Source organism: Lysinibacillus alkalisoli (assembly GCF_014643595.1).
GTDB classification, from domain to species: Bacteria; Bacillota; Bacilli; order Bacillales_A; family Planococcaceae; genus Metalysinibacillus; species Metalysinibacillus alkalisoli.
Map to the genome: position 1 here is coordinate 1 of NZ_BMJT01000005.1, position 20,502 is coordinate 20,502.

The window sequence follows — 20,502 nt, forward strand, 5'->3', positions numbered from 1 at the left end:
AGTATGGCGACATATGCAGCTGACGAATACTAATCGGTCGAGGACTTAACCAACTTTTCAATGTGCATTTATCCAGTTTTGAAAGAATAATTCTTTCAAATTATAGCTTGTATTAATACATAAATATGCTATAATATAATTTGTCTTTACGTTAAATAAGTCTAGTGGCAATGGCAAAGAGGTCACACCTGTTCCCATACCGAACACAGTAGTTAAGCTCTTTAGCGTCGATGGTAGTTGGATGTAGGTCCTGCGAGAGTAGAACGTTGCTAGGCTATAATATTAATCCGAAGTAGCTCAGTGGTAGAGCAATCGGCTGTTAACCGATCGGTCGTAGGTTCGAGCCCTACCTTCGGAGCCATTCTTGGAGAGCTGTCCGAGTGGCCGAAGGAGCACGATTGGAAATCGTGTAGGCGGTTAATTACTGTCTCAAGGGTTCAAATCCCTTGCTCTCCGCCATATAAGATTAGCTATGTTTAAAGGCCCCTTGGTCAAGCGGTTAAGACACCGCCCTTTCACGGCGGTAACACGGGTTCGAATCCCGTAGGGGTCACCATTATATTATATATTCCCGGAGAATTAGCTCAGCTGGGAGAGCATCTGCCTTACAAGCAGAGGGTCGGCGGTTCGAGCCCGTCATTCTCCACCATTTATATTAATAAGTATTATCGCGGGGTGGAGCAGTGGTAGCTCGTCGGGCTCATAACCCGAAGGTCGTTGGTTCAAATCCGGCCCCCGCAACCAAAAGGTCCCGTGGTGTAGCGGTTAACATGCCTGCCTGTCACGCAGGAGATCGCCGGTTCGATCCCGGTCGGGACCGCCATTTTTATAAAGTGGGTCAGTAGCTCAGTTGGTAGAGCATTAGATTGAAGCTCTAAGTGTCGGCGGTTCGATTCCGTCCTGACCCACCATATTTTATCATATAAAACATCATTTGCCGGTGTAGCTCAGTTGGTAGAGCAACTGACTTGTAATCAGTAGGTCGTGGGTTCGACTCCTATCGCCGGCACCATTTGATGGAGAGGTAGCGAAGTGGCTAAACGCGGCGGACTGTAAATCCGCTCCTTAGGGTTCGGCGGTTCGAATCCGTCCCTCTCCACCAGTTTTATAGGGGCATAGTTCAACGGTAGAATAGAGGTCTCCAAAACCTTTGGTGTGGGTTCGATTCCTACTGCCCCTGCCAATTTAAATAATTAAGCTGCGGCGATTGTGGCGAAGTGGTTAACGCACCTGATTGTGGTTCAGGCATTCGTGGGTTCGATTCCCATCAGTCGCCCCATTTTTTTATTTACAATTTAATTTAGGGTATTATGGCGATTGTGGTGAAGTGGTTAACACACCTGATTGTGGTTCAGGCATTCGTGGGTTCGATTCCCATCAGTCGCCCCATTTTTATTGGGGTATAGCCAAGTGGTAAGGCAGCGGATTTTGATTCCGTCATTCCCTAGGTTCGAATCCTAGTACCCCAGTTTTGCGGAAGTAGTTCAGTGGTAGAACACCACCTTGCCAAGGTGGGGGTCGCGAGTTCGAACCTCGTCTTCCGCTCCATTAAATAAGGCGGCATAGCCAAGTGGTAAGGCACAGGTCTGCAACACCTTTATCACCGGTTCAAATCCGGTTGCCGCCTCCATTTTTAAATCGGAATACCGATTTTTTTTGTCTTTTTTAGCCGGTGTGGCGGAATTGGCAGACGCGTGCGACTCAAAATCGCATTCCTTCTGGAGTGCCGGTTCGATCCCGGCCACCGGTATTAAATTTTTTGATTTGAAAAGATTCTAACTATACAGTTAGAATCTTTTTTTGGATAAAATGTTCGCATCTGTACGAAAAAAACTGTAAAATAAAAAGAAGTGTAAATAATATGCAACTAAATATTAAAGATATACGTTATTATAAGTAAATGTTGTGTAAAAGGAAGGATACTTAACGAATGGTTAAATGGATTGAAGTAAATACATACGAAGAAATGAGTCGTATTGGCGCAGAGATATTTGTAAAACAATTAATGAATAAACCAAATAGTGTTTTAGGTTTAGCTACGGGAGGCACACCTGTTGGGCTATACGAGATCCTTGTTCAGCAGAATAAGGAGGGCAATATTAGTTTTAAAGATGTCGTGACATTTAACTTAGATGAATATGTGGGCTTATCACAGCAAAGCAAAGCAAGCTATTGGACGTATATGCATGAAAATCTATTTAATCACGTTGACATTGAAGAAGAGCATATTCATATTCCAAATGGTATCGCAGAAGATTTAATAATAGAATGTAAAGAATATGAACAGGCGATTGAAAGTGCAGGAGGTATTGACCTTCAACTTTTAGGTATTGGTGTAAATGGTCACATTGGCTTTAATGAGCCAGGTACTTCATTTAACTCTTTAACACATGTAGTGGAATTAACAGAATCAACAAGAACAGAAAATGCGATTTATTTTGAAGAAGGCGAAGAAGTGTCAACACATGCCTTGACAATGGGAATTCAAAGTATTATGAACGCTAAGGAATTAGTCTTGTTAGCATTTGGCGAACGTAAACTAGATGCCATGAAAAAGTTACAAGAAGGTGTAATCGATGAACAGTTCCCAGCAAGCCAATTAATAACACATCCTAATATTACAATTATTTATGGTGGTACAAAATAAAGTCATGATAAAAGCGCTTAGCAGTAGCCAAGCGCTTTTTTTTTGCTGTGATAAAGTAAGAGAATTTACGACAAGTATTAGTTTAAGTTCCATTGTCTCTGGATGGTCATTGGTCAATAGTAACTTAAAAAGAGGTAACAGGTCATTGGTTTTCAAGAAATCATTTATCACAGCTCACCTAGCTAAGACTCTCACCTTGCTAGGCATACATTAAAAATAGAAAGAATCATCGAAATCGATAATAATAGTATAATTTTTAGCGTTGATCGCATTTGATAAACGATGGGCTTTCTTTTCTAATACGTCTGCACGTTCCCGATATTCATCAGGCTCGTATTGAGCTACACGATATAAAATAATATCACCTGTATTATTCTCTACAGTTTGTTTAGCTTGCTCGCTGAAATGACGGAACAGGCTAGCTTCTTCACGTAGTTGACTAGCTAATTCAATTGCTTCTACTAATGCCCACTCTTTATCTTCGAATGTAACGTGGTTTTTAGTATTCGCTTCATAAACAAGACGATCTAATGTGCGAATATCTTGTCTAATGCGCGCCAAATCCTTTTCAACTTCAGACATGGAGCGAAATGTATTTGTAGCTTCTTCGCCTTTTTCTACTGTAATAAAAGCGACGCGATGAAGTTCCTCTGTATACTCATAAAATTTAGATTTTAAAATACTTTTCAATTTGACAGCTTCGGCTAAATTCATAATGTATCCTCCTTAAGCGATATAATAAACTCACCACCATTAATTTGTGTAAACATTTTTGCTGCTGCTTGTAATAACGCTTCGGCATTAGTTAATGATAGCGAAGGTGGTAAGTAAAAAACTTGCGTGATATTTGTTGTTTGCGTTGTAATAGGTGCAATTGTATTTTTATAGAGCACTTCTTGAATAGTAATTGGTGTGCTTAACTGATCGGTATCGAATACTTGAATAGGTGTCTCGTATTGGAGCATAAAGAAATGGTTAACATCTTGTACACCATTGGTCGATGGTAAAAAATTGCCTTGTTTGATTTTTTCAAAAAGTGTTATAAAATAAGGTGTTTGTACAGGTTGTAATATAGATAACCATTGTTTAATACCTTGACGCTCTTCAATGGGGGTTTGTTCCATTTCAAGAAAGAGATTTTCTTGATATAATCGAACACGTCCTTTAATCATTTGAGGGGCATCAGCGATCGTAATATTGTGATAATAAATGGTACCAACTTTAATCATAGGTTGTTGCATAATAATTATCCCCCTTTAAGTAATATTTATTATAACATATAGGAGGCGTATAAATGAGCATACAGCTGTTACAACAAGAGCTTGTTGCTTATGCCCATGAAATAGGAATTGATAAAATTGGCTTTACTACAGCAGCTTCTTTTCCTGATTTAAAAACGCGGCTTTACACACAACAAAAGTTAGGATTTGCATCTGGATTTGAAGAGAGTGATATTGAGCTTAGGACGACACCAATCAAATTATTGCCAAATGCAACAAGTATTATAGCTATTGCTGTAGCATATCCCTCAAAAATGAAAGAGAGAGTTGTAGGCAAAAAGGGCGCAAGACGAGGTATCTTTTGTCGAGCATCATGGGGTATTGATTATCATACAGCGCTTAGAGAACGTTTAGCGAAATTAGAAGTATGGCTTAAAGAAAAAGTACCAGAAGTTGATATTTTATCAATGGTAGATACAGGGGCACTCGTAGACCGAGCTGTAGCAGAACGAGCAGGTATAGGTTGGAGTGGTAAAAATTGTTCGATTATTACCCATGAGTTTGGCTCCTATGTTTATTTAGGTGAATTAGTTACTAATATTCCATTCGTTCCCGACGAGCCTATAGAAGAGGCTTGTGGGGATTGCACGTTATGTTTGGATGTTTGTCCTACAGGAGCACTTGTAAATCCTGGACAGTTGGATGCACAGCGTTGTATCGCTTTTTTAACCCAAACAAAAGGTGTAATGCCAATGGAATTTAGAAAACATATCGGTAATCGCCTATATGGTTGTGATACATGTCAAACCGTATGCCCGAAAAATAAAGGTAAGGTGAATTGGATGCATGAGGAGTTTACACCAGACCCTGAATTAGCAAAACCATTATTAGAGCCTTTATTGCATATGACAAACCGAGAATTCAAAGATAAGTTTGGTCATGTATCAGGTTCTTGGCGCGGTAAAAAGCCCATTCAACGTAATGCATTAATTGCTTTAGCTAATTTTAAAGAGGAGAGTGCTGTACCAGCCATTATTGATGTATTACACAATGACCCAAGACCCGAAATACGCGCAACAGCAGCATATGCACTTGGGGAAATCCCAAACGATAAAGTAGCTTTACAAAATGCATTGTTAAAAGAACAAGAAGATATGGTGTTACATGAAATTAAATTAGCTTTAGGAGAAGAGTTATGACGTTAAATATTGTATTGTATCAACCTGAAATACCCGCCAACACAGGTAATATTGCACGCACATGTGCAGCTACTCATACTGCCTTACATTTAATTCATCCTTTAGGTTTTTCAACGGACGACAAGATGTTAAAGCGGGCGGGATTAGATTATTGGGAGAGTGTTCATGTTATACACCATGAATCGTTAGAAGCTTTTTTAGCTTATGCGCACCAAGGTTTAATTTATTTAATTGAGACTTACAGCGATAAACCTTACTCAGCGCATGATTTTACAGGGGAAAAGGATTTGTATTTTATGTTTGGTAGAGAGACCACAGGCCTACCTAAAGATTTTGCGGAGGAGCGAAAAGAGATGTGTTTGCGCATTCCTCAAAGTGATAATGTGCGTTCGCTAAATTTATCGAATAGTGCAGCTATTATTATTTATGAAGCATTGAGACAACGACAATTTCCTCGTTTACATTAAGAAAAAATTGCAAGTAGTTAAGACAAAATAAGTGGTAAAAGGCAGCTGCCTTTTACCACTTATTTGCTTTTATCTAATAAGACGACAAATTAAGAAAACGTGATATGAATAGTATTGCCTGAAGGGTCAACAGTACTAAAACCAAATTGTAATGGTTGTATTGTTGCGCCCAACGCTAGTAAACGTTCTTTAAGCTCGTGAGCTGTTTGTTCATTGGCAGTATCAATCGTATAGCTTGCCATCCCTGTTTGATTAGGTTTTTTAGGCGGGGCGTTTAAAGACTCCCAAGTATTCATTCCGATATGATGATGGTAGTCATTTGTAGATAAGAAGAGGGCTTGATTCCCGTAACGAGTTACCACTTCATAACCTAAACCTTTTGTATAAAAGTCATGCATAGCTTGCAAGTTAGCAACAGATAAATGAATATGCCCAATCACAGTGTTAGTAGGCATACCATTCCACTCACCATTCACTTGTTGTAATAAATCTTGTACCTGTAAATAAGTTGTCCCCATTTTTACGGTATGCTGATCGGTCCATTCCCAAGTTTGTGCATCACGGTCTACATAAATTTCAATGCCATTTCCTTCAATGTCATGTAAATACAATGCTTCACTAACATCATGGTCAGAGGCACCTAAGCGAATACCTAGTTTCTCAAAGTGAACGAATATGTGAGCTAAATCGGCACGGGTGGGTAACAAGAAGGCAATATGATAGAGCCCTGTTGTGCGTGAATGATGTGCCTCAGGTGAAGGTAAGGGCACTAGTGTTAATAAAGTTTGTGTACCATCTGCACTCAAATGGACTTCATCTGCCGTTATTGTAGCTTGCATGCCAAGTACATTAGTATAAAAATTTGTCATAGCTTCTAAATCAGTGACATGTAAAGTCATATGTTTAATGAATTGAGCGGGTTTTGTATGAAAAGTCATACATATACCTCCTAAAGTATAGTTAATTACTAAGCATTATAATAGCATGTGTTTGTTAAAAGAGATATGAATTACACTCAAGAAAAAAAGAATCGCAACAAATATGCGATTCTTTTTGCTTATGACAATTAATTGTCAAGCGTAGCTTTACCTTCGTAGCCTGCAGTAAAGATGGCAGATAAGAATGCTACAGCTACACCAATAATAAGAAGTAATTTCATGGAAGTAACCTCCTCAATTAGTCAACATATAAAATAAGTATAGCGCATATATGCTCAAATGCAAACGCCATTATGCGTTAAAATATGGCGTAAATCGTTCAAAAGCGGGAATAGAAATAAAAAATGAGGAGGGGTAGCATGAATAAGAAGAATGGTGAAATGACGAATGACTTTGAGGATATTAAAAAACTAGGAAAAGAAATGGAAAATATGCATGATGAAACAGAGTTAGCAGAGGAAAATAAAATTGCAGATCCTAGACAATTTACTGAGGAAGAACATCATATTAAGCACAAAAAGTAACAATGCATTACAATGGTAACAAAGGAGTGTGAGTGACTATGGAGTTCAAAACATTAATGAATGGGGTATGCATGCCTAGAGTCGGTTTAGGTGTGTATAAAATGACAAATCGTGATGAAACTTTAGCTGCTATTGAAGAGGCAATCCGAGATGGTTATCGTGCAATCGATACAGCGTCTTTTTACAAAAATGAACGAGAAGTTGGTGAGGCAGTCCGCATAAGTGGGATACCTCGAGAAGAATTTTTCATCACAACTAAGGTGTGGAATGATGATCAAGGTTATGATGAGACGTTGCGTGCATTTGAACAGTCCTTAAAAAATTTGGACATGGATTATCTTGATTTATATTTGACACACTGGCCAATCGAAGATAAGTATACGCATACATATCGTGCGATTGAACGTCTTTATGATGAGAAATTAATACGTGTACCAGGCGTATCTAATCATCATCAAAAGCATTTAGCAACATTGGAGCAGTTTGCTAATGTCATGCCAATGGTAAATCAAATTGAAATGCATCCTTACTTACAACAACAAGAATTGCGTGCGTATTGTAATGAACGTAATATCGCATTGACAGCATGGTCTCCGTTAGGGAGAGGGGCTGTTTTAGAAGATGCAGACTTAATCCAATTAGCTGAACAATATAATAAAACACCTGCACAAATTATTTTACGTTGGCATATTCAACGCGACGTGATTGTGATACCTAAATCTGTAACGCCTTCACGTATTAAGGCAAATATTGAGCTATTTAATTTTGCACTCACTAACGAAGATATGCAACGTATTACAACATTAAATAAAAATAAACGTTTCGGTGTAAATCCCGAACATGAAGGTTTTGAAAAACATTTCGGTTAACATAGCACTAAAAAAGAACGGTTGAAAAATACATTTTCAACCGTTCTTTGTTTATAAATGATTCGTAATTGTTGTGAGCTTTTGGGTGATGGGATGATGGAAACGAACCGTTTTTGCTCTTAATTCGTAATGGTCTTGTTGGACTGTACTCCCATACAGAACATCACCTATAATAGGGTGCCCTAAGAAAGCAAGATGCACACGTATTTGGTGGGTACGGCCAGTAACTAGATTAAGCTCAATCACAGACCGCTTACCATGTTGTAGTGTCTTATAGTGTGTAATAGCAGATTGCCCTGTACGGCTTACTACACGGCGAGTATTATGATGTCGGTCACGCCCAATGGCTTGATTGATAGTGCCTTCAGCAGGCTTTAATTGCCCTTCGATAACCGCTTCATAAATACGTGTTACTTGTTGTGTAGCCAGATCATAATCAAGCTTAGCTTTCACTAGTGGGTTTTTAGCCATCAGTAATACGCCACTTGTGCCTGCATCTAAGCGTTGTACATGCTCAACATAACCTTGTACATGCCCTGCAATATGATTCATACAAGTATTTTGCTGTGTAGGCTCATTAGGGTGCGTAGGCATGTTATGAGGCTTTACAGCGACTAATACTGCATCGTCCTCATAAATAATAGGGATAGCACAGGCAACCGCTGTGTAGTTGGAATTTATGTTAGGCATGGCAATTTGTAATGTAGTGCCTATAGGGAAAGTAATATTCCAACGAGGTACCTCATCATTTATAGTAATCGCCTTTGCCATTCGCAGCTCATGTACGAGCTTTTTGCCTGCATGAAAATAATCACGTAATACTTGTTCAATTGTCATAGGAGCTTGTAAAGTAAACTGCATTATTTCGCCTCTTTAACAAGCAAAATAGAAGCCACAATAATAACTACAAATGCTACTAAAGATAAGAATGGGATTGTGATAAATCCTAACCAATTAATATACTCTGCTGTGCATGATACTGATTTACAAGCGGGTGCAGTGGATGCTAAAAAGCTTAGTTTTTGAATGCCATAATGATAAATGGCAATAGCACCACCAATAGCAGAGAATGCGAGGGTCGTCATGGCAATTTTGGCGTTTTTTTGCCAGATAGCAATGGTAGTAATAAGTAAAATTGGGTACATTAAAATACGTTGGTACCAACACATTTCACAAGGTAAATAGTGTCGTACTTCGGAAAAATAAAGCGAGCCTAAAGTGGCTACTAATGATACAACCCAAATGAGAAGTAGTAGATTTTCTGATTTCTTTGACATACGTCACCTCCGTGATATCGCTATTGATTATAAATCTTACAAAAAAGCTTGTAAATAAAAAAGATACAAGTTAAAAACTTTCGGTCGAAAGTATGAACATTTTTTTACACGTCTTAAAACAGGAAGATGATATGATTAAGACAAAGGAAAGGTGTATGTGATGCAAAAAGAACAAGCAAACGTTTTGCTATTAAAAGAGATAGCAGAGCTATTAAATGAAGGTACAGAAATGTTTGCCATGTTAGAAACAGCACTGAAAAAATTCTTAATGGGTACAAATTTTGAAACGGGCTGGATTTTTTTTATTGATGAAAAAGGCCGTACTCAACTTGTAACGCATGTGAATTTACCAGAGGCATTAAGTCATAATAATTGCCATTATTTAAAAAAAGGTGGCTGTTTCTGTGTTTCTAGTTATCGCAATGAAAAATTAGACAAGGCATCGAATATTATTGCTTGTCAGCGGATTGAAAGCGCAATAGAAGCGAATAATGGTTCTAGTAATGCGATTACCCATCATGCAACAGTGCCACTGCAATCGGGACAAGAACGCTTTGGTTTGCTCAATGTAGCATCTCCTAACACCATCCGTTTTACAGATGCAGAGCTTGCTTTATTAGAGTCTGTGGCTTTTCAAATGGGTTCTGCCATAAAACGCATCGGTTTAACTCAACAAGCACAAGAAGTAGCGCTTGCTCAAGAGCGAAATCGTCTGGCGAGAGATTTGCATGATTCTGTGAATCAGTTATTATTTTCTGTTACGTTAACAGCACGAGCTGGCGTTGAAATGAGTCAAGATGCATTGATTAAAGAAACCTTTAAAGAAATACAGCAACTTACGCAAGATGCCTTAACAGAGATGCGCGCCTTAATTTGGCAGTTGCGTCCTAAAGGGTTAGAAACAGGTTTAATGGAAGCTATTAAAGCTTATGCAGAGATTGTTGGCTTAACATTAAATGTAACAGTATCAGGCGTGTTACAATTTCCTTCACGCATTGAAGAAACATTGTTTAGAATTGCACAAGAAGCATTAAATAATGTGAGAAAGCATGCTGGAGTAACAGAGGCTAGCATTTATATTACAGTAACGGCTACAGATATTTTATTAGTTGTTCGAGATAGTGGCAGGGGATTCGACTTTGACGCTAGTGAACAATTATTATCTATGGGATTACAGTCTATACGAGACCGTGCCAAGGAGATGGGGGGCACAGCAGACTGGGTAAGTGCTATTGATAAAGGCACAGAGCTACTTATTCGGCTACCATATTAGGAGGTGTTAAGATGATTCGTGTATTAATTGCTGACGATCACCATGTCGTTCGACGAGGATTATTATTTTTTTTGAAGACACAAAAAGATATTGAAGTGATTGGCGAGGCTAGTAATGGAGCAGAGGCTGTTAAATTAGCAGCGCAACTTATGCCAGATATTGTGCTGATGGATTTAATTATGCCTCAAATGAACGGGATTGAAGCGACCATTCAAATTAAAGAGAAGTTCCCTACAATGGAAGTGTTAATGTTAACGAGCTATTCCGATCGTGACCATGTGATTCCAGCGCTAGATGCAGGCGCAGCAGGTTATCAATTGAAAGATATTGAACCAGACGACTTAGTAGACTCCATACGTAAAATTATGCGTGGTGAAAATATTTTACATCCTGAGGCGACTACTACATTAGAGCGTGAACAAGAAGAAATGGAAAACGCTCCTCATCTTTTACATCCCTTAACCCCAAGAGAACGGGATGTATTATCGGAGTTAACAAAGGGGAAAAGTAATAAAGAAATCGCAGCTTCTTTATTTGTTACAGAAAAAACGATTAAAACCCATATTTCTAATATTTTTCATAAATTAGAAGTACAAGACCGCACACAAGCGGCATTATATGCTGTTAAACATGGCTTAACAGAGGGAATGACATAAAAAAATGCCTCATCGTTAGGTGAGGCATTTTGTTTTGCATACATCGTATTATTTTGTTTCTTGTTCTTTCACTTTAGCTACTAAACGCTCCGTCATATCTTCTACTTGCATTAAAGAAGAGAGTGGGTCAGAAGTGATACATTCTATTTGCGTTACAGTAATAAAACTATGTTGCCATAAATAGTATATGTTGTTAAATCATCCTTTATTCAGGTTCAATATGGACATGCACATGGCTATAAACATATTTAGTTTGAACATGTTGTTCAATTTGTTCTGTAATATGATGGCTCTCAACGACATTTAAATGGGTAGCTACAGTAATCGTAACATCAATGAAATACATGTTGCCATGTGTACGTCCGCGTATATTTTTAACGCTACATACTCCCTCTACTTCTGCAATTAAAGCTGTAAGCTCGGCAACGTCTTTAATCTCAAACGCATCGGTTAATGCTTTCACAGCATCCCAGAAAATTTCAATCGCTGTTTTAATAATAATAGCAGCAACAAGTACGGCTGTAATACTATCAATAATCGGAAAACCTAAAATGGCTGCAATAATACCAACGGCTGCCCCTAGACTTACTAAAGCATCTGAGCGATTGTCCATAGCGGCAGCTTTTACAGCAGCACTATTAATACGTGTAGCAAGTGCTAAGTTATAGCGGTATACGAGATACATAATACCACCACTAATAAGTGCAACGTAAGCTGTTAAAGAAGAAGGTGTCGTTGTATTGCCTTGCCACATATTTTGTATGGCGCTTGATAACACTTCTAATCCTACTAATAACATAATAAAAGAAGCGACTAGTGAAGCAATAGTTTCAGCTCTTAAATGCCCATATTGATGGTTGGCATCAGGTGGTCGCTGTGAGATGCGCAAACCAATAAGTACAGCGATTGAGGCGATAATATCCGTCGTATTATTTAAACCATCTGCGCGCAATGCTTCAGAATTCCCCGTAATGCCTATAGTGAGTTTCACAGTGCTCAACACAAGATATGTAATGATAGAGAGCCATGCCCCTTTTTCACCTTGTTTTAAATTACTATATAAATCCATGGAATATTGCCTCCTTAGCAAAAAGTTTCCCCTAAACAAGACCATTAAAAACAGCGAAGGAGGAGCCCACAATGGACTCCCCCTACTTTAACAATCAGTCAATCATAACTGGGCTCTCTTCTTCTGCAGGTGGTAATTTTTTAACCTCAACGTATAAAATGTGGTGTCCGTCGAGTTCTTTAGCAGTAAAAGCATAGCCTTGTTCTTCAATTGTATCGCCTTCTAAAGCATTGAAATGATTCGTCATAAACCAACCACCAATAGTATCAACATCATCATCTTCAATGGTGATGCCTAATAAGTCATTTACATTTTCCACAATAACTTTAGCATCTAAAATATAGTGGTTAGCCCCTAGTTTACGTACTTCGGGTACTTCATCAGCATCAAATTCATCTCGGATATCACCGACAATTTCTTCAATAATATCTTCAATAGTAACTAATCCAGAAGTACCGCCGTACTCGTCAATTAAGATAGCCATGTGGATGCGTTCACGCTGGATTTTTAATAGCAACTCACTAATCGGCATTGTTTCCATAACACGAATAATGGGTTGCATATATGCTGTTATCGGTTTGTCACCATTGTTAGGATTTTTAATATATGCCGTTAAAATATGTTTCATATTAACAAGACCAATAATGTTATCTTTATCGCCATCAATAATAGGGTAACGTGTATATTGCTCTACCCCCATTAATTCAAAAACTTCTTTAATGGTTAACTCTTTTTCTAAACCGACGATTTCCGTACGAGGTACCATCGTCTCTTTGGCTAAACGTTCAGAGAATTCAAAAATACTATTTACATATTTGTATTCGGAGTTATTAATTTCGCCGCCTTTATAACTGTCTGCTAAAATCATACGTAACTCTTCTTCTGTATGTGCTGCATCATTTTCTGAAACAGCTTTAAAGCCAAATAGTCCAGTTAAAGCACGTGCAGAGCCATTCAATAATTTGATGAATGGATACATAATATTATGGAATAAAATAAGCGGGCCTGCTAATGTTAATGTTAACTTTTCAGCCTTTTGAATAGCAATTGTCTTTGGCGCTAATTCTCCAATTACAACGTGTGAGAATGTCACCAATGAGAATACGATTAAAAATGAAAGTACGGATGTAATGCGAGCATCTAAATTTAAAAAGTCAAATAATGGCTCTAAGATGATAGCAAATGTAGGTTCACCAATCCAACCTAATCCTAACGCTGTCATTGTAATACCTAACTGACAGGCAGATAAATATTCATCTAAATTTGATACAAGTTTCTGTGCCTTTAAAGCTTTTTTGTTTCCTTCAGCTGCAAGCTGGTCAATACGTGTCTTTCTTACTTTTACAATCGCAAACTCTGATGCGACAAAAAAAGCTGTTAAGGCGATTAAAGCAGCAAATACTGCCAATCTAATGGTTAACACCAATATGTCTCCGTCCAAATAATCGCTTTGCCCTCTACGTTTTGCGCAAGAACAAAGCATACACCTCCTGTAAGTGAAAAAATGTTAGCTGATATAATAATAAAATATTTATAAGTAAAATACAAATAATGAATAGCGATTACTCATAGACGTGAAACAGCATTAATTCATGAATCATTTCTTTTACCTTTTGTTCATTCGATGGCGGAGCAGTTAGCCATTTGATTGAGCCATCTTTCTCATACTCTGCCTCGTAACGTTGTCGCTCATAAAAAAATTGTAAGCGCCAACCTGGTAACTGTGCATTTGCATATAATGGTTTGTAATTAAAATGTTGGATCATAGTCATTCCCCCTTGCTTCTTTATTATGACGGATTGCTAGCTTACTGCCAACTACGTAGTGTATTTATTTTCTTTTCTAGCATATGGTTTGTTATAATGACTACAGCAAAAAGAGAAAGTGAGGCACGATGCGTGTGAAAATCCTTTTTACCATCTCCTTTATGGCATTGATTGGCGCAATCATTGGGGGTATTACGAATCACCTTGCAATAAAAATGCTATTTCGACCACACCATCCCATTTACATTAAAGGTAAGCGTTTGCCTTTTACACCAGGTCTTATACCTAAGAGACGTGATGAATTAGCCAAACAATTAGGGGACACAGTTGTAAACTATTTATTAACACCAGAAACCATTCATAAAAAGTTTTTTTCACAGGATATTAAAGATAAAGTTACTCTATTTTTGGAGGATAAGTCAGACCAACTCCTTTTTACACCTGATAAAACGATTCAAGACTGGTTAACACAAGCTGGTTTTCCACATATGGCTACTGATGTCGAACAAAAAATTGATCAAGTTATTGTACAACAATTTGGTCATTTACATCACACCTTATCGACAAAGGCAATCGAACAACTTCTTTCTGAGGATGTTAAAGCAACTATTGATCATAAAATACCAGAAGCGGTTAACCATATGTTAGATAAGGGACGAGATTATTTTGTGTCACCTGAAGGGGAATTGACGATTAAAAATATGATTGATAGCTTTTTATCTTCAAAAGGCTCGCTTGGAAATATGATTCATATGTTTGTTGGTGATTCAAATTCGCTTGTATTAAAGGTACAAAAGGAACTTGTTCATTTAATTCAGTCAGACTCGACAAGAGCTACACTAACCACAATCTTTATGACAGAGTGGCAAAATTTACAGAAGAGACCAGCAATTGATTTTATGCAAGATATTGCGTTCGAACCAATCGTAGAACGGGTGCAAAATTATGCTAAACAACAGTTAGCTATTTCATCTCGATTAGACCAACCACTTGTACATTATTGGAAAAATGGACCACAATATATGAAAACAACAATTATTCCACAGCTAGTAGAACGAGGATTTACTGAAGCAGAACATCGATTAGAAGATGTGTTACAACGCTTAAACTTAAGAGAAGTCGTGAGAGAGCAAGTTGACTCCTTCCCAGTTGCACAATTAGAAGACCTGGTGTTAGGCATTTCAAGGAGAGAATTTAAAATGATTACTGTACTCGGTGCTGTATTAGGTGGTTTAATAGGTATAGTACAAGGCGTAATCGTACATTTAATAGGGTAAAAAGAAAAGAGGCTAATTATGATTAACATTTATGATGACATCAATCGCTTAGAGGCGACAATGCGTAAGACAAACGAGTTTAAAACATTAGAAGAGGCTATTGTATTAGTAAAAGACGATGAAGAAGCGCGTACATTATTCACAAATTTCCGCGATGTACAAATGAAGTTGCAAGAAAAACAAATGGCTGGTGAAGAGATTTTAGAAGATGAATACCAACATGCGCAAAAAGTGGCTCAGCTAGCCCAACAAAACCCAAAGATTTTAACGATGTTAGAAGCAGAGATGGCCGTAAGCGGTATGCTGCAAGAGGTTAATCGTGTATTAACGAAACCGATTCAAGCAATGTATGACAATTTATAAGCAATCTTAAGATGTTCCCTAAAGCGCTTTAGGGACATCTTTTTTTTTGGTACAATAGAATATCATACTGATAAGCAAAGGAAGAACAAATAAGATTATGAAAATTATTCAAGTAGACCGTAGTTATCCAGAGGATTATATACGGGTATTTAATCATTTGGCTAATCTTTTTTTTGAAGATAGCAAGATCAAAGTAAAAGTTGAACAACCAGATATGCAAGTGACATTTACGTATCAAGTAGAAGCACAAACAATCATAACGAGTGCGCGATTAGTAGTGGCAGGGCAACAATATACTAGTCATTATCAAAAAACCTACGAGAATATGCATGACGATGTGCAAAATATTCGGATAAAACGAGCATTGTCTCATGTGTTTTTAACTGTATTAGAGGCGCACACAGGTATGATACAAGAGTGGGGGATCTTAACAGGGATTCGACCAACAAAGTTATATCATAAAATGCGTAAAGCAGGGCAAACAAAACAACAAATTGCACAAACATTACACGAAGATTTTCGTATTTCGCATGAAAAAATACGGTTGATGGAGCAAATTGTTGAGCGCCAACTTGTAACGATTCCCGATTTAGATACGCTTAATAATGAAATTAGCATTTACATAGGCATTCCATTTTGCCCAACAAAATGTGCGTACTGTACTTTCCCAGCTTATGCGATTGGGCATCATCGTAAAAAGGGTCGTGTAACAAGTTTTCTTGAAGGCTTACATTGCGAGCTACAAGCATTAGGAGAGTGGCTGACAGCGCATGATAAAAAGATCACATCAATTTATTGGGGAGGAGGTACACCAACTGCTATTGAAGCACATGAGATGGATGCGTTATATGCGACGTTACATCGCTATTTTCCCAATATGGCGGAGGTACGAGAAATAACCGTAGAGGCTGGAAGACCAGATACAATCACAAAAGAAAAGCTAGCCGTCTTACGAAAATGGCATATAGACCGTATTAGTGTGAATCCACAATCCTATACAAATGAAACATTACAAGCTATTGGAAGGCATCACACTGTGCAAGAGACAATCGACAAGTTTTGGTTAGCGCGTAATGAAGGTATGCGTAATATTAATATGGATTTAATTATTGGGTTGCCTAATGAAGGACTACCGCAGTTTGAGCACTCCTTAGCCGAGACAAAGAAAATGCAGCCAGAGTCATTGACTGTACATACGTTATCTTTTAAACGTGCTTCAGAGATGACACACAACAAAGAGAAATATCAAGTTGCTGACCGACAAACCGTAATTCAAATGATGAAAATGGCAGAAAAATTTGCGAAAGAAGAACAATATACACCGTATTATTTATATCGCCAGAAAAATATTTTAGGCAACTTAGAAAATGTTGGCTATAGTAAAAAAGGCGAGGAAAGTATTTATAATATTGTTATTATGGAAGAAGCTCAAACGATTCTAGGCATTGGGTGCGGAGCATCATCTAAGTTTATTAATAGCGAGGGGCGTATTACACAATTTCATAACCCTAAAGACCCCGCAGCTTATATGATGTCATTTGAAGAAGCGATAGAGAAAAAAATCGCATTACTAGAACAATTAGAGGGGGAGCAGTGATGAAACGATTATTATTCAGCACTGTCATGATGGTTGTGTTGTTGTTAAGTGGTTGTCAAATCGCACAACCTAAAAGCGCAGAGGGTGTTTTGAGTGGCGCCTTGTTTAATGTTCAATTTTTAGATGTAGGTCAAGGCGATAGTATCTTTTTACAATCACCAGAGGGCAAAACAATGTTAGTAGATGCAGGTACTAAAGGAGCAGGACGTAATATCGCGAACTATTTACAAGGTTTAGGTATTAAAAAAATTGATTATGTTGTAGCCACCCACCCTGATGCTGACCATATTGGTGGTTTAGTACCAATCTTAGAGCAATTTGAAGTGGGGACATTTGTAGATTCAGGTAAACCACATACCTCTCAGACGTTTATTGACATGTTGACACTAATTGATAATAAAAGCATTACGTATTATGTGCCAGCAACCGGCGACGAATGGTCCTTAGGCGATGCTAAAGTGGAAGTGTTACACGCTAACGAGAACGCTAAAGATAATAATGATGCTTCAATTGTTTTACGTGTACTGTATGATGAAGTATCCTTTTTATTGACAGGCGATGCGGGTATAAGTTTAGAAAAAGAAATGATGAAAAGTGACGTTAAGTCAACAGTTTTGAAAGCTGGGCATCACGGGTCAAATACAAGTAGCTCACCACAGTTTATCCAAGCGGTGCAACCAGAGATTGCAATATTAAGTTATGGTGAAGGCAATAAATACGGGCATCCACATGATGAAGTTATGGATGTATTAGCGCAACAAAACGTAAAGGTTTATGCTACAGCAACTCAAGGGAATATTATTGTAGAAACAGATGGTAAGCATTATAAAGTAGGGGCCGTACCATTAGAAATGATTGCACCTCAATCAGCAACAGGTGTTATTTTACAAAGTAAAGATGTAGTGAAAGAAGAAGTAGTTATTGCGAACACAAGTAATGAAGCTGTGTCATTAGAAGATTGGCAATTAGTTTCAGTTGAAGGCAATCAGATTTTCACCTTCCCTTCTGTTACTTTACAAGCGGGTGATACAATTACAGTAACAAGTGGCACAGATGCCATGGAAGACAAGACGCACATTAAATGGACTAATCAGCAAATTTGGCTTAACTCGGGTGATGCAGCACAGTTGAAGGATGCTAAAGGAGTTGTGGTAAGTGAACTCGATTAAATATACTATTGATCGCATAGAAGACGGATATGCGATCCTTTTACAACGAGATGATGAAGAACAACAGTTAGCTTTACCTGCTACACAAATTCCTTCTAGCTTAGCAGAAGGTGATATTGTGTCTATAACAACGGATGGCACTTTTTATTGTTTTGAAGCGCAACAAGATGAAACTCACCAAGCATTGCAAGATGCAATGAGTTTAATGGCGAAATTACGTAATAAGCATAAAAAATAAAAGTATAGTATGATACACTCATATTAGTAAATATACAAGGGTTAAGGAGATAGTATAGTGGCCATATCAACGATTATTTTTGATTTAGATGACACCTTATTATGGGATAAAAAGAGTATTCAAACGGCATTTGATAAAACATGTGCTTTTGCAGCTGCAAGTGTTGCTGTAAATGCTAAGCAGCTAGAAGAAGCAACACGGAAAGCAGCTCGTACGTTATATGAAGGTTATGAAACGTATGATTATACAGTCTTAATTGGTATTAACCCATTTGAAGGCATGTGGGGGACATTTGATGACCCAACACCAGCTTTTCAAAAAATGAAACATATTGTACCCCAATACCGAAAAGATGCTTGGACGGCAGGGTTAAAGGCTTGTGGTATTGACGATGCTGAATTAGGTGCAACATTAGGAGAATATTTTGTAGAAGCACGTAAAGAATCGCCATTTTTATATGAAGATACGTTTTCCGTTTTAACCCAGTTAAAAGAAAACTATCAATTGATTATGCTAACAAATGGTGCACCTAGCTTACAAAATTTAAAATTGCGCATCACGCCAGAATTAGTGCCATATTTCGATCATATTATAATTTCAGGTGATTTTGGTAAAGGAAAGCCAGATGCTTCGATATTTAAACATGTGTTGCAAACGGCTAATGTGACAGCTGATGAAGCATTAATGGTAGGTGACAATTTAAATACAGATATTTTGGGCTCATCACGTGTTAATATGCGTAATGTTTGGATTAATCGCGAAGGGCAAACACCAGATAAAGTAAAGCCCACATATGAGGTACAGTTACTATCAGAGCTTGTACAATTACTGGATACACTTAACTAAATAAAATACATCGCACATGTCCTATGAAGAAGGATATGTGCGATTTTTTTATTAGTATCACAAAAACATCGATTTCAATCACAAAAAGGTATTGTTATTATTTTAAGAATTATATACACTAATTTTGAAAATGATAATTATTATCAATAAGGAGCGTTTAATTATGTGGAGAAAAATGAGTGTTATCTTTTTATTGTTTGTGCTAACGGCTTGTAGTTCGGCATCTAATAATACTAGTAAAACAGAGGAGAAAGTGACTTCAAATAAAGAGGTTATTACGGTAGAAAGCCAATTTGGCGAGGTTGAGATACCTAAAGCGCCTAAACGTATTATGGCAATATATTTAGAAGATTATTTACAGGCCCTAGATGTTACCCCTATTATGCAATGGTATCATCCAGCGTGGGGCATACAGGAACATTTACAATTAGATGTACCAAACTTTGATATTACAGGTAGCATAGAGCCGCTAGTTGAGGCACAACCGGATGTGATTATTGTTGATGGTTGGGCGGATGAAAAAATTTATGAAAGCTTTACTAAAATCGCACCAACAGTACGTATTAAAGATGAGTATTTAGATGATCCTAAAATGGTGTTACAACAAGTAGCTAACATTGTGGGGAAAGCAGACGAAGCTGAAAAAGTCATACAAGAATATGAGCAACGTGCAACTACATTAAAACAAGAGTTAATGCCATTTAAAGATGAGACAGTAGCTGTTATTCGAGTGAATGTAGGTGAGAATGACTTAGCCTTATTTGGTACTAAAAATCGTTATATTGGCACCATTTATGAGACGTTTGGCTTAACACCAGTAGCACTTGCTTCTTCTATGAAAGAATATCACCAAATCTTATCAGAAGAATATATCCCTCAATTGGAGGCAGATCACATTATTGTATTCCCATCAAATGGAGATTGGGACACTAAAGAAAATCAAGAGGCGTTTAAGCTTTTAGAGGGGCCACTTTGGGCACATGTACCTGCTGTACAAAAAGGGCAAGTTTATCAAGCTAATCGTACGTACTGGCAATCAGGAGCCATTTTAGCGAATGGCATGAAAATGGACGATATTGAAAAATGGTTTTTAAAGAAGTGATGTAT

Annotated in this window: 22 protein-coding genes, 16 tRNA genes and 1 rRNA gene; 31 read left to right on the top strand and 8 right to left on the bottom strand. The window is 37.7% G+C overall.

From position 1 onward, the window contains the following. Positions 1-160: 160 nt before the first annotated feature. The 18 genes from rrf (at position 161) to nagB (ending at position 2,647) form a co-directional block, all read left to right on the top strand. Positions 161-275: ribosomal RNA gene (gene rrf / locus IEW44_RS08115) — 5S ribosomal RNA — on the top strand. An 11-nt stretch (positions 276-286) separates the two neighbouring features. Then, positions 287-361 (top strand) — tRNA-Asn (locus IEW44_RS08120). A 5-nt stretch (positions 362-366) separates the two neighbouring features. Beyond that, a tRNA-Ser gene (locus IEW44_RS08125) sits at positions 367-459 on the top strand. 22 nt (positions 460-481) lie between these two features. Next, positions 482-556: transfer RNA gene (locus tag IEW44_RS08130), tRNA-Glu, on the top strand. 17 nt (positions 557-573) lie between these two features. Next, a tRNA-Val gene (locus IEW44_RS08135) sits at positions 574-649 on the top strand. Positions 650-669: 20 nt separating this feature from the next. Next, positions 670-744, top strand: a tRNA-Met gene (locus IEW44_RS08140). A 3-nt stretch (positions 745-747) separates the two neighbouring features. Then, positions 748-823, top strand: a tRNA-Asp gene (locus tag IEW44_RS08145). Between the two features lie 12 nt (positions 824-835). Further along, positions 836-911 (top strand) — tRNA-Phe (locus IEW44_RS08150). Positions 912-936: 25 nt separating this feature from the next. Continuing rightward, positions 937-1,012: transfer RNA gene (locus IEW44_RS08155), tRNA-Thr, on the top strand. Positions 1,013-1,018: 6 nt separating this feature from the next. After that, a tRNA-Tyr gene (locus tag IEW44_RS08160) sits at positions 1,019-1,102 on the top strand. A 7-nt stretch (positions 1,103-1,109) separates the two neighbouring features. Then, positions 1,110-1,183: transfer RNA gene (locus IEW44_RS08165), tRNA-Trp, on the top strand. A gap of 20 nt (positions 1,184-1,203) precedes the next feature. Continuing rightward, positions 1,204-1,279, top strand: a tRNA-His gene (locus IEW44_RS08170). A gap of 34 nt (positions 1,280-1,313) precedes the next feature. Continuing rightward, a tRNA-His gene (locus tag IEW44_RS08175) sits at positions 1,314-1,389 on the top strand. A gap of 7 nt (positions 1,390-1,396) precedes the next feature. Continuing rightward, a tRNA-Gln gene (locus tag IEW44_RS08180) sits at positions 1,397-1,469 on the top strand. Positions 1,470-1,473: 4 nt separating this feature from the next. Further along, positions 1,474-1,548, top strand: a tRNA-Gly gene (locus IEW44_RS08185). 8 nt (positions 1,549-1,556) lie between these two features. After that, positions 1,557-1,630, top strand: a tRNA-Cys gene (locus IEW44_RS08190). Between the two features lie 38 nt (positions 1,631-1,668). Continuing rightward, a tRNA-Leu gene (locus tag IEW44_RS08195) sits at positions 1,669-1,750 on the top strand. Between the two features lie 180 nt (positions 1,751-1,930). Further along, positions 1,931-2,647 (top strand): glucosamine-6-phosphate deaminase, encoded by a 717-nt coding sequence (gene nagB, locus IEW44_RS08200; protein ID WP_188614567.1) that lies wholly within the window; start codon positions 1,931-1,933, stop codon positions 2,645-2,647. A 210-nt stretch (positions 2,648-2,857) separates the two neighbouring features. On the opposite strand, the gene IEW44_RS08205 is transcribed toward nagB, so the two are convergent. Further along, entirely contained in the window at positions 2,858-3,361 is a 504-nt protein-coding gene (locus IEW44_RS08205) for a DIP1984 family protein (RefSeq protein WP_229704195.1), read from the bottom strand. After that, positions 3,358-3,888, bottom strand: a complete 531-nt coding sequence (locus IEW44_RS08210) for a hypothetical protein (protein WP_188614568.1) — start codon at positions 3,886-3,888, stop codon at positions 3,358-3,360. Before IEW44_RS08210 ends, IEW44_RS08205 begins: the two co-directional genes overlap by 4 nt. 53 nt (positions 3,889-3,941) lie before the next feature. Here IEW44_RS08210 and queG point away from each other — a divergent pair, with 53 nt between their 5' ends. Further along, entirely contained in the window at positions 3,942-5,066 is a 1,125-nt protein-coding gene (queG, locus tag IEW44_RS08215; RefSeq protein ID WP_188614569.1) for a tRNA epoxyqueuosine(34) reductase QueG, read from the top strand. Beyond that, positions 5,063-5,533, top strand: a complete 471-nt coding sequence (gene trmL, locus IEW44_RS08220; RefSeq protein WP_188614570.1) for a tRNA (uridine(34)/cytosine(34)/5-carboxymethylaminomethyluridine(34)-2'-O)-methyltransferase TrmL — start codon at positions 5,063-5,065, stop codon at positions 5,531-5,533. The genes queG and trmL overlap by 4 nt, the downstream gene beginning before the upstream one ends. A gap of 89 nt (positions 5,534-5,622) precedes the next feature. Here the strand turns inward: trmL and IEW44_RS08225 are convergent, their stop codons facing one another. Continuing rightward, on the bottom strand, positions 5,623-6,471 hold the full coding sequence (locus IEW44_RS08225; RefSeq protein ID WP_188614571.1) for a VOC family protein: 849 nt from the start codon (positions 6,469-6,471) through the stop codon (positions 5,623-5,625). Positions 6,472-6,830: 359 nt separating this feature from the next. Between IEW44_RS08225 and IEW44_RS08230 the strand changes: the two genes are divergently transcribed. After that, the gene (locus tag IEW44_RS08230; protein ID WP_229704196.1) at positions 6,831-6,995 is read left to right on the top strand and encodes a hypothetical protein; all 165 of its coding nucleotides are present in this window, start codon (positions 6,831-6,833) and stop codon (positions 6,993-6,995) included. A 38-nt stretch (positions 6,996-7,033) separates the two neighbouring features. Continuing rightward, the gene (locus IEW44_RS08235; RefSeq protein WP_188614573.1) at positions 7,034-7,864 is read left to right on the top strand and encodes an aldo/keto reductase; all 831 of its coding nucleotides are present in this window, start codon (positions 7,034-7,036) and stop codon (positions 7,862-7,864) included. Positions 7,865-7,915: 51 nt separating this feature from the next. Here IEW44_RS08235 and IEW44_RS08240 read toward each other — a convergent pair whose 3' ends face one another. Together IEW44_RS08240 and IEW44_RS08245 are read right to left on the bottom strand one after the other, a co-directional pair. Then, positions 7,916-8,725, bottom strand: coding sequence for an RluA family pseudouridine synthase (locus IEW44_RS08240; RefSeq protein ID WP_188614574.1), 810 nt, complete (start codon positions 8,723-8,725; stop codon positions 7,916-7,918). Continuing rightward, a complete protein-coding gene (locus tag IEW44_RS08245; RefSeq protein WP_188614575.1) occupies positions 8,725-9,141 on the bottom strand; it encodes a disulfide oxidoreductase in 417 nt (138 codons plus the stop codon). The genes IEW44_RS08240 and IEW44_RS08245 overlap by 1 nt, the downstream gene beginning before the upstream one ends. Positions 9,142-9,301: 160 nt before the next feature. Here IEW44_RS08245 and IEW44_RS08250 point away from each other — a divergent pair, with 160 nt between their 5' ends. Together IEW44_RS08250 and IEW44_RS08255 are read left to right on the top strand one after the other, a co-directional pair. After that, on the top strand, positions 9,302-10,414 hold the full coding sequence (locus IEW44_RS08250; protein WP_373286136.1) for a GAF domain-containing sensor histidine kinase: 1,113 nt from the start codon (positions 9,302-9,304) through the stop codon (positions 10,412-10,414). Positions 10,415-10,425: 11 nt separating this feature from the next. Beyond that, positions 10,426-11,070 carry a response regulator gene (locus tag IEW44_RS08255; protein WP_188614577.1) on the top strand — a complete coding sequence of 215 codons (645 nt, stop codon included), beginning with the start codon at positions 10,426-10,428 and terminating at the stop codon, positions 11,068-11,070. Positions 11,071-11,275: 205 nt separating this feature from the next. On the opposite strand, the gene IEW44_RS08260 is transcribed toward IEW44_RS08255, so the two are convergent. From IEW44_RS08260 to IEW44_RS08270, 3 genes are all read right to left on the bottom strand, one after another. Further along, positions 11,276-12,139 (bottom strand): cation diffusion facilitator family transporter, encoded by an 864-nt coding sequence (locus tag IEW44_RS08260; protein WP_188614578.1) that lies wholly within the window; start codon positions 12,137-12,139, stop codon positions 11,276-11,278. Positions 12,140-12,233: 94 nt separating this feature from the next. After that, positions 12,234-13,622 carry a hemolysin family protein gene (locus tag IEW44_RS08265; protein WP_188614579.1) on the bottom strand — a complete coding sequence of 463 codons (1,389 nt, stop codon included), beginning with the start codon at positions 13,620-13,622 and terminating at the stop codon, positions 12,234-12,236. Positions 13,623-13,701: 79 nt separating this feature from the next. Beyond that, on the bottom strand, positions 13,702-13,905 hold the full coding sequence (locus IEW44_RS08270) for a YheE family protein (RefSeq protein WP_188614580.1): 204 nt from the start codon (positions 13,903-13,905) through the stop codon (positions 13,702-13,704). Positions 13,906-14,039: 134 nt separating this feature from the next. Here IEW44_RS08270 and IEW44_RS08275 point away from each other — a divergent pair, with 134 nt between their 5' ends. The 7 genes from IEW44_RS08275 to IEW44_RS08305 all read left to right on the top strand — a co-directional run bounded on the left by IEW44_RS08275 (position 14,040) and on the right by IEW44_RS08305 (position 20,497). Continuing rightward, on the top strand, positions 14,040-15,182 hold the full coding sequence (locus IEW44_RS08275; RefSeq protein ID WP_229704197.1) for a DUF445 domain-containing protein: 1,143 nt from the start codon (positions 14,040-14,042) through the stop codon (positions 15,180-15,182). A gap of 18 nt (positions 15,183-15,200) precedes the next feature. Then, entirely contained in the window at positions 15,201-15,545 is a 345-nt protein-coding gene (locus IEW44_RS08280) for a YlbF family regulator (RefSeq protein WP_188614582.1), read from the top strand. Positions 15,546-15,642: 97 nt separating this feature from the next. Beyond that, the gene (locus IEW44_RS08285) at positions 15,643-17,142 is read left to right on the top strand and encodes a coproporphyrinogen III oxidase (protein ID WP_188614583.1); all 1,500 of its coding nucleotides are present in this window, start codon (positions 15,643-15,645) and stop codon (positions 17,140-17,142) included. Continuing rightward, on the top strand, positions 17,142-18,311 hold the full coding sequence (locus IEW44_RS08290; RefSeq protein ID WP_188614584.1) for an MBL fold metallo-hydrolase: 1,170 nt from the start codon (positions 17,142-17,144) through the stop codon (positions 18,309-18,311). Before IEW44_RS08285 ends, IEW44_RS08290 begins: the two co-directional genes overlap by 1 nt. Then, positions 18,298-18,549 carry a DUF3006 domain-containing protein gene (locus tag IEW44_RS08295; protein ID WP_188614585.1) on the top strand — a complete coding sequence of 84 codons (252 nt, stop codon included), beginning with the start codon at positions 18,298-18,300 and terminating at the stop codon, positions 18,547-18,549. The genes IEW44_RS08290 and IEW44_RS08295 overlap by 14 nt, the downstream gene beginning before the upstream one ends. A gap of 57 nt (positions 18,550-18,606) precedes the next feature. Beyond that, a complete protein-coding gene (locus IEW44_RS08300) occupies positions 18,607-19,395 on the top strand; it encodes an HAD family hydrolase (RefSeq protein ID WP_188614586.1) in 789 nt (262 codons plus the stop codon). A gap of 163 nt (positions 19,396-19,558) precedes the next feature. Continuing rightward, positions 19,559-20,497, top strand: coding sequence for an ABC transporter substrate-binding protein (locus tag IEW44_RS08305; RefSeq protein ID WP_188614587.1), 939 nt, complete (start codon positions 19,559-19,561; stop codon positions 20,495-20,497). Positions 20,498-20,502: the final 5 nt, after the last annotated feature.

Coding starts and splice junctions, on each gene's coding strand:
- nagB (WP_188614567.1), top strand. CDS start 1,931: ATGGTTAAATGGATTGAAGTAAATACATACGAAGAAATGAGTCGTATT.
- IEW44_RS08205 (WP_229704195.1), bottom strand. CDS start 3,361: ATGAATTTAGCCGAAGCTGTCAAATTGAAAAGTATTTTAAAATCTAAA.
- IEW44_RS08210 (WP_188614568.1), bottom strand. CDS start 3,888: ATGCAACAACCTATGATTAAAGTTGGTACCATTTATTATCACAATATT.
- queG (WP_188614569.1), top strand. CDS start 3,942: ATGAGCATACAGCTGTTACAACAAGAGCTTGTTGCTTATGCCCATGAA.
- trmL (WP_188614570.1), top strand. CDS start 5,063: ATGACGTTAAATATTGTATTGTATCAACCTGAAATACCCGCCAACACA.
- IEW44_RS08225 (WP_188614571.1), bottom strand. CDS start 6,471: ATGACTTTTCATACAAAACCCGCTCAATTCATTAAACATATGACTTTA.
- IEW44_RS08230 (WP_229704196.1), top strand. CDS start 6,831: ATGAATAAGAAGAATGGTGAAATGACGAATGACTTTGAGGATATTAAA.
- IEW44_RS08235 (WP_188614573.1), top strand. CDS start 7,034: ATGGAGTTCAAAACATTAATGAATGGGGTATGCATGCCTAGAGTCGGT.
- IEW44_RS08240 (WP_188614574.1), bottom strand. CDS start 8,725: ATGCAGTTTACTTTACAAGCTCCTATGACAATTGAACAAGTATTACGT.
- IEW44_RS08245 (WP_188614575.1), bottom strand. CDS start 9,141: ATGTCAAAGAAATCAGAAAATCTACTACTTCTCATTTGGGTTGTATCA.
- IEW44_RS08250 (WP_373286136.1), top strand. CDS start 9,302: ATGCAAAAAGAACAAGCAAACGTTTTGCTATTAAAAGAGATAGCAGAG.
- IEW44_RS08255 (WP_188614577.1), top strand. CDS start 10,426: ATGATTCGTGTATTAATTGCTGACGATCACCATGTCGTTCGACGAGGA.
- IEW44_RS08260 (WP_188614578.1), bottom strand. CDS start 12,139: ATGGATTTATATAGTAATTTAAAACAAGGTGAAAAAGGGGCATGGCTC.
- IEW44_RS08265 (WP_188614579.1), bottom strand. CDS start 13,622: ATGCTTTGTTCTTGCGCAAAACGTAGAGGGCAAAGCGATTATTTGGAC.
- IEW44_RS08270 (WP_188614580.1), bottom strand. CDS start 13,905: ATGATCCAACATTTTAATTACAAACCATTATATGCAAATGCACAGTTA.
- IEW44_RS08280 (WP_188614582.1), top strand. CDS start 15,201: ATGATTAACATTTATGATGACATCAATCGCTTAGAGGCGACAATGCGT.
- IEW44_RS08285 (WP_188614583.1), top strand. CDS start 15,643: ATGAAAATTATTCAAGTAGACCGTAGTTATCCAGAGGATTATATACGG.
- IEW44_RS08290 (WP_188614584.1), top strand. CDS start 17,142: ATGAAACGATTATTATTCAGCACTGTCATGATGGTTGTGTTGTTGTTA.
- IEW44_RS08305 (WP_188614587.1), top strand. CDS start 19,559: ATGTGGAGAAAAATGAGTGTTATCTTTTTATTGTTTGTGCTAACGGCT.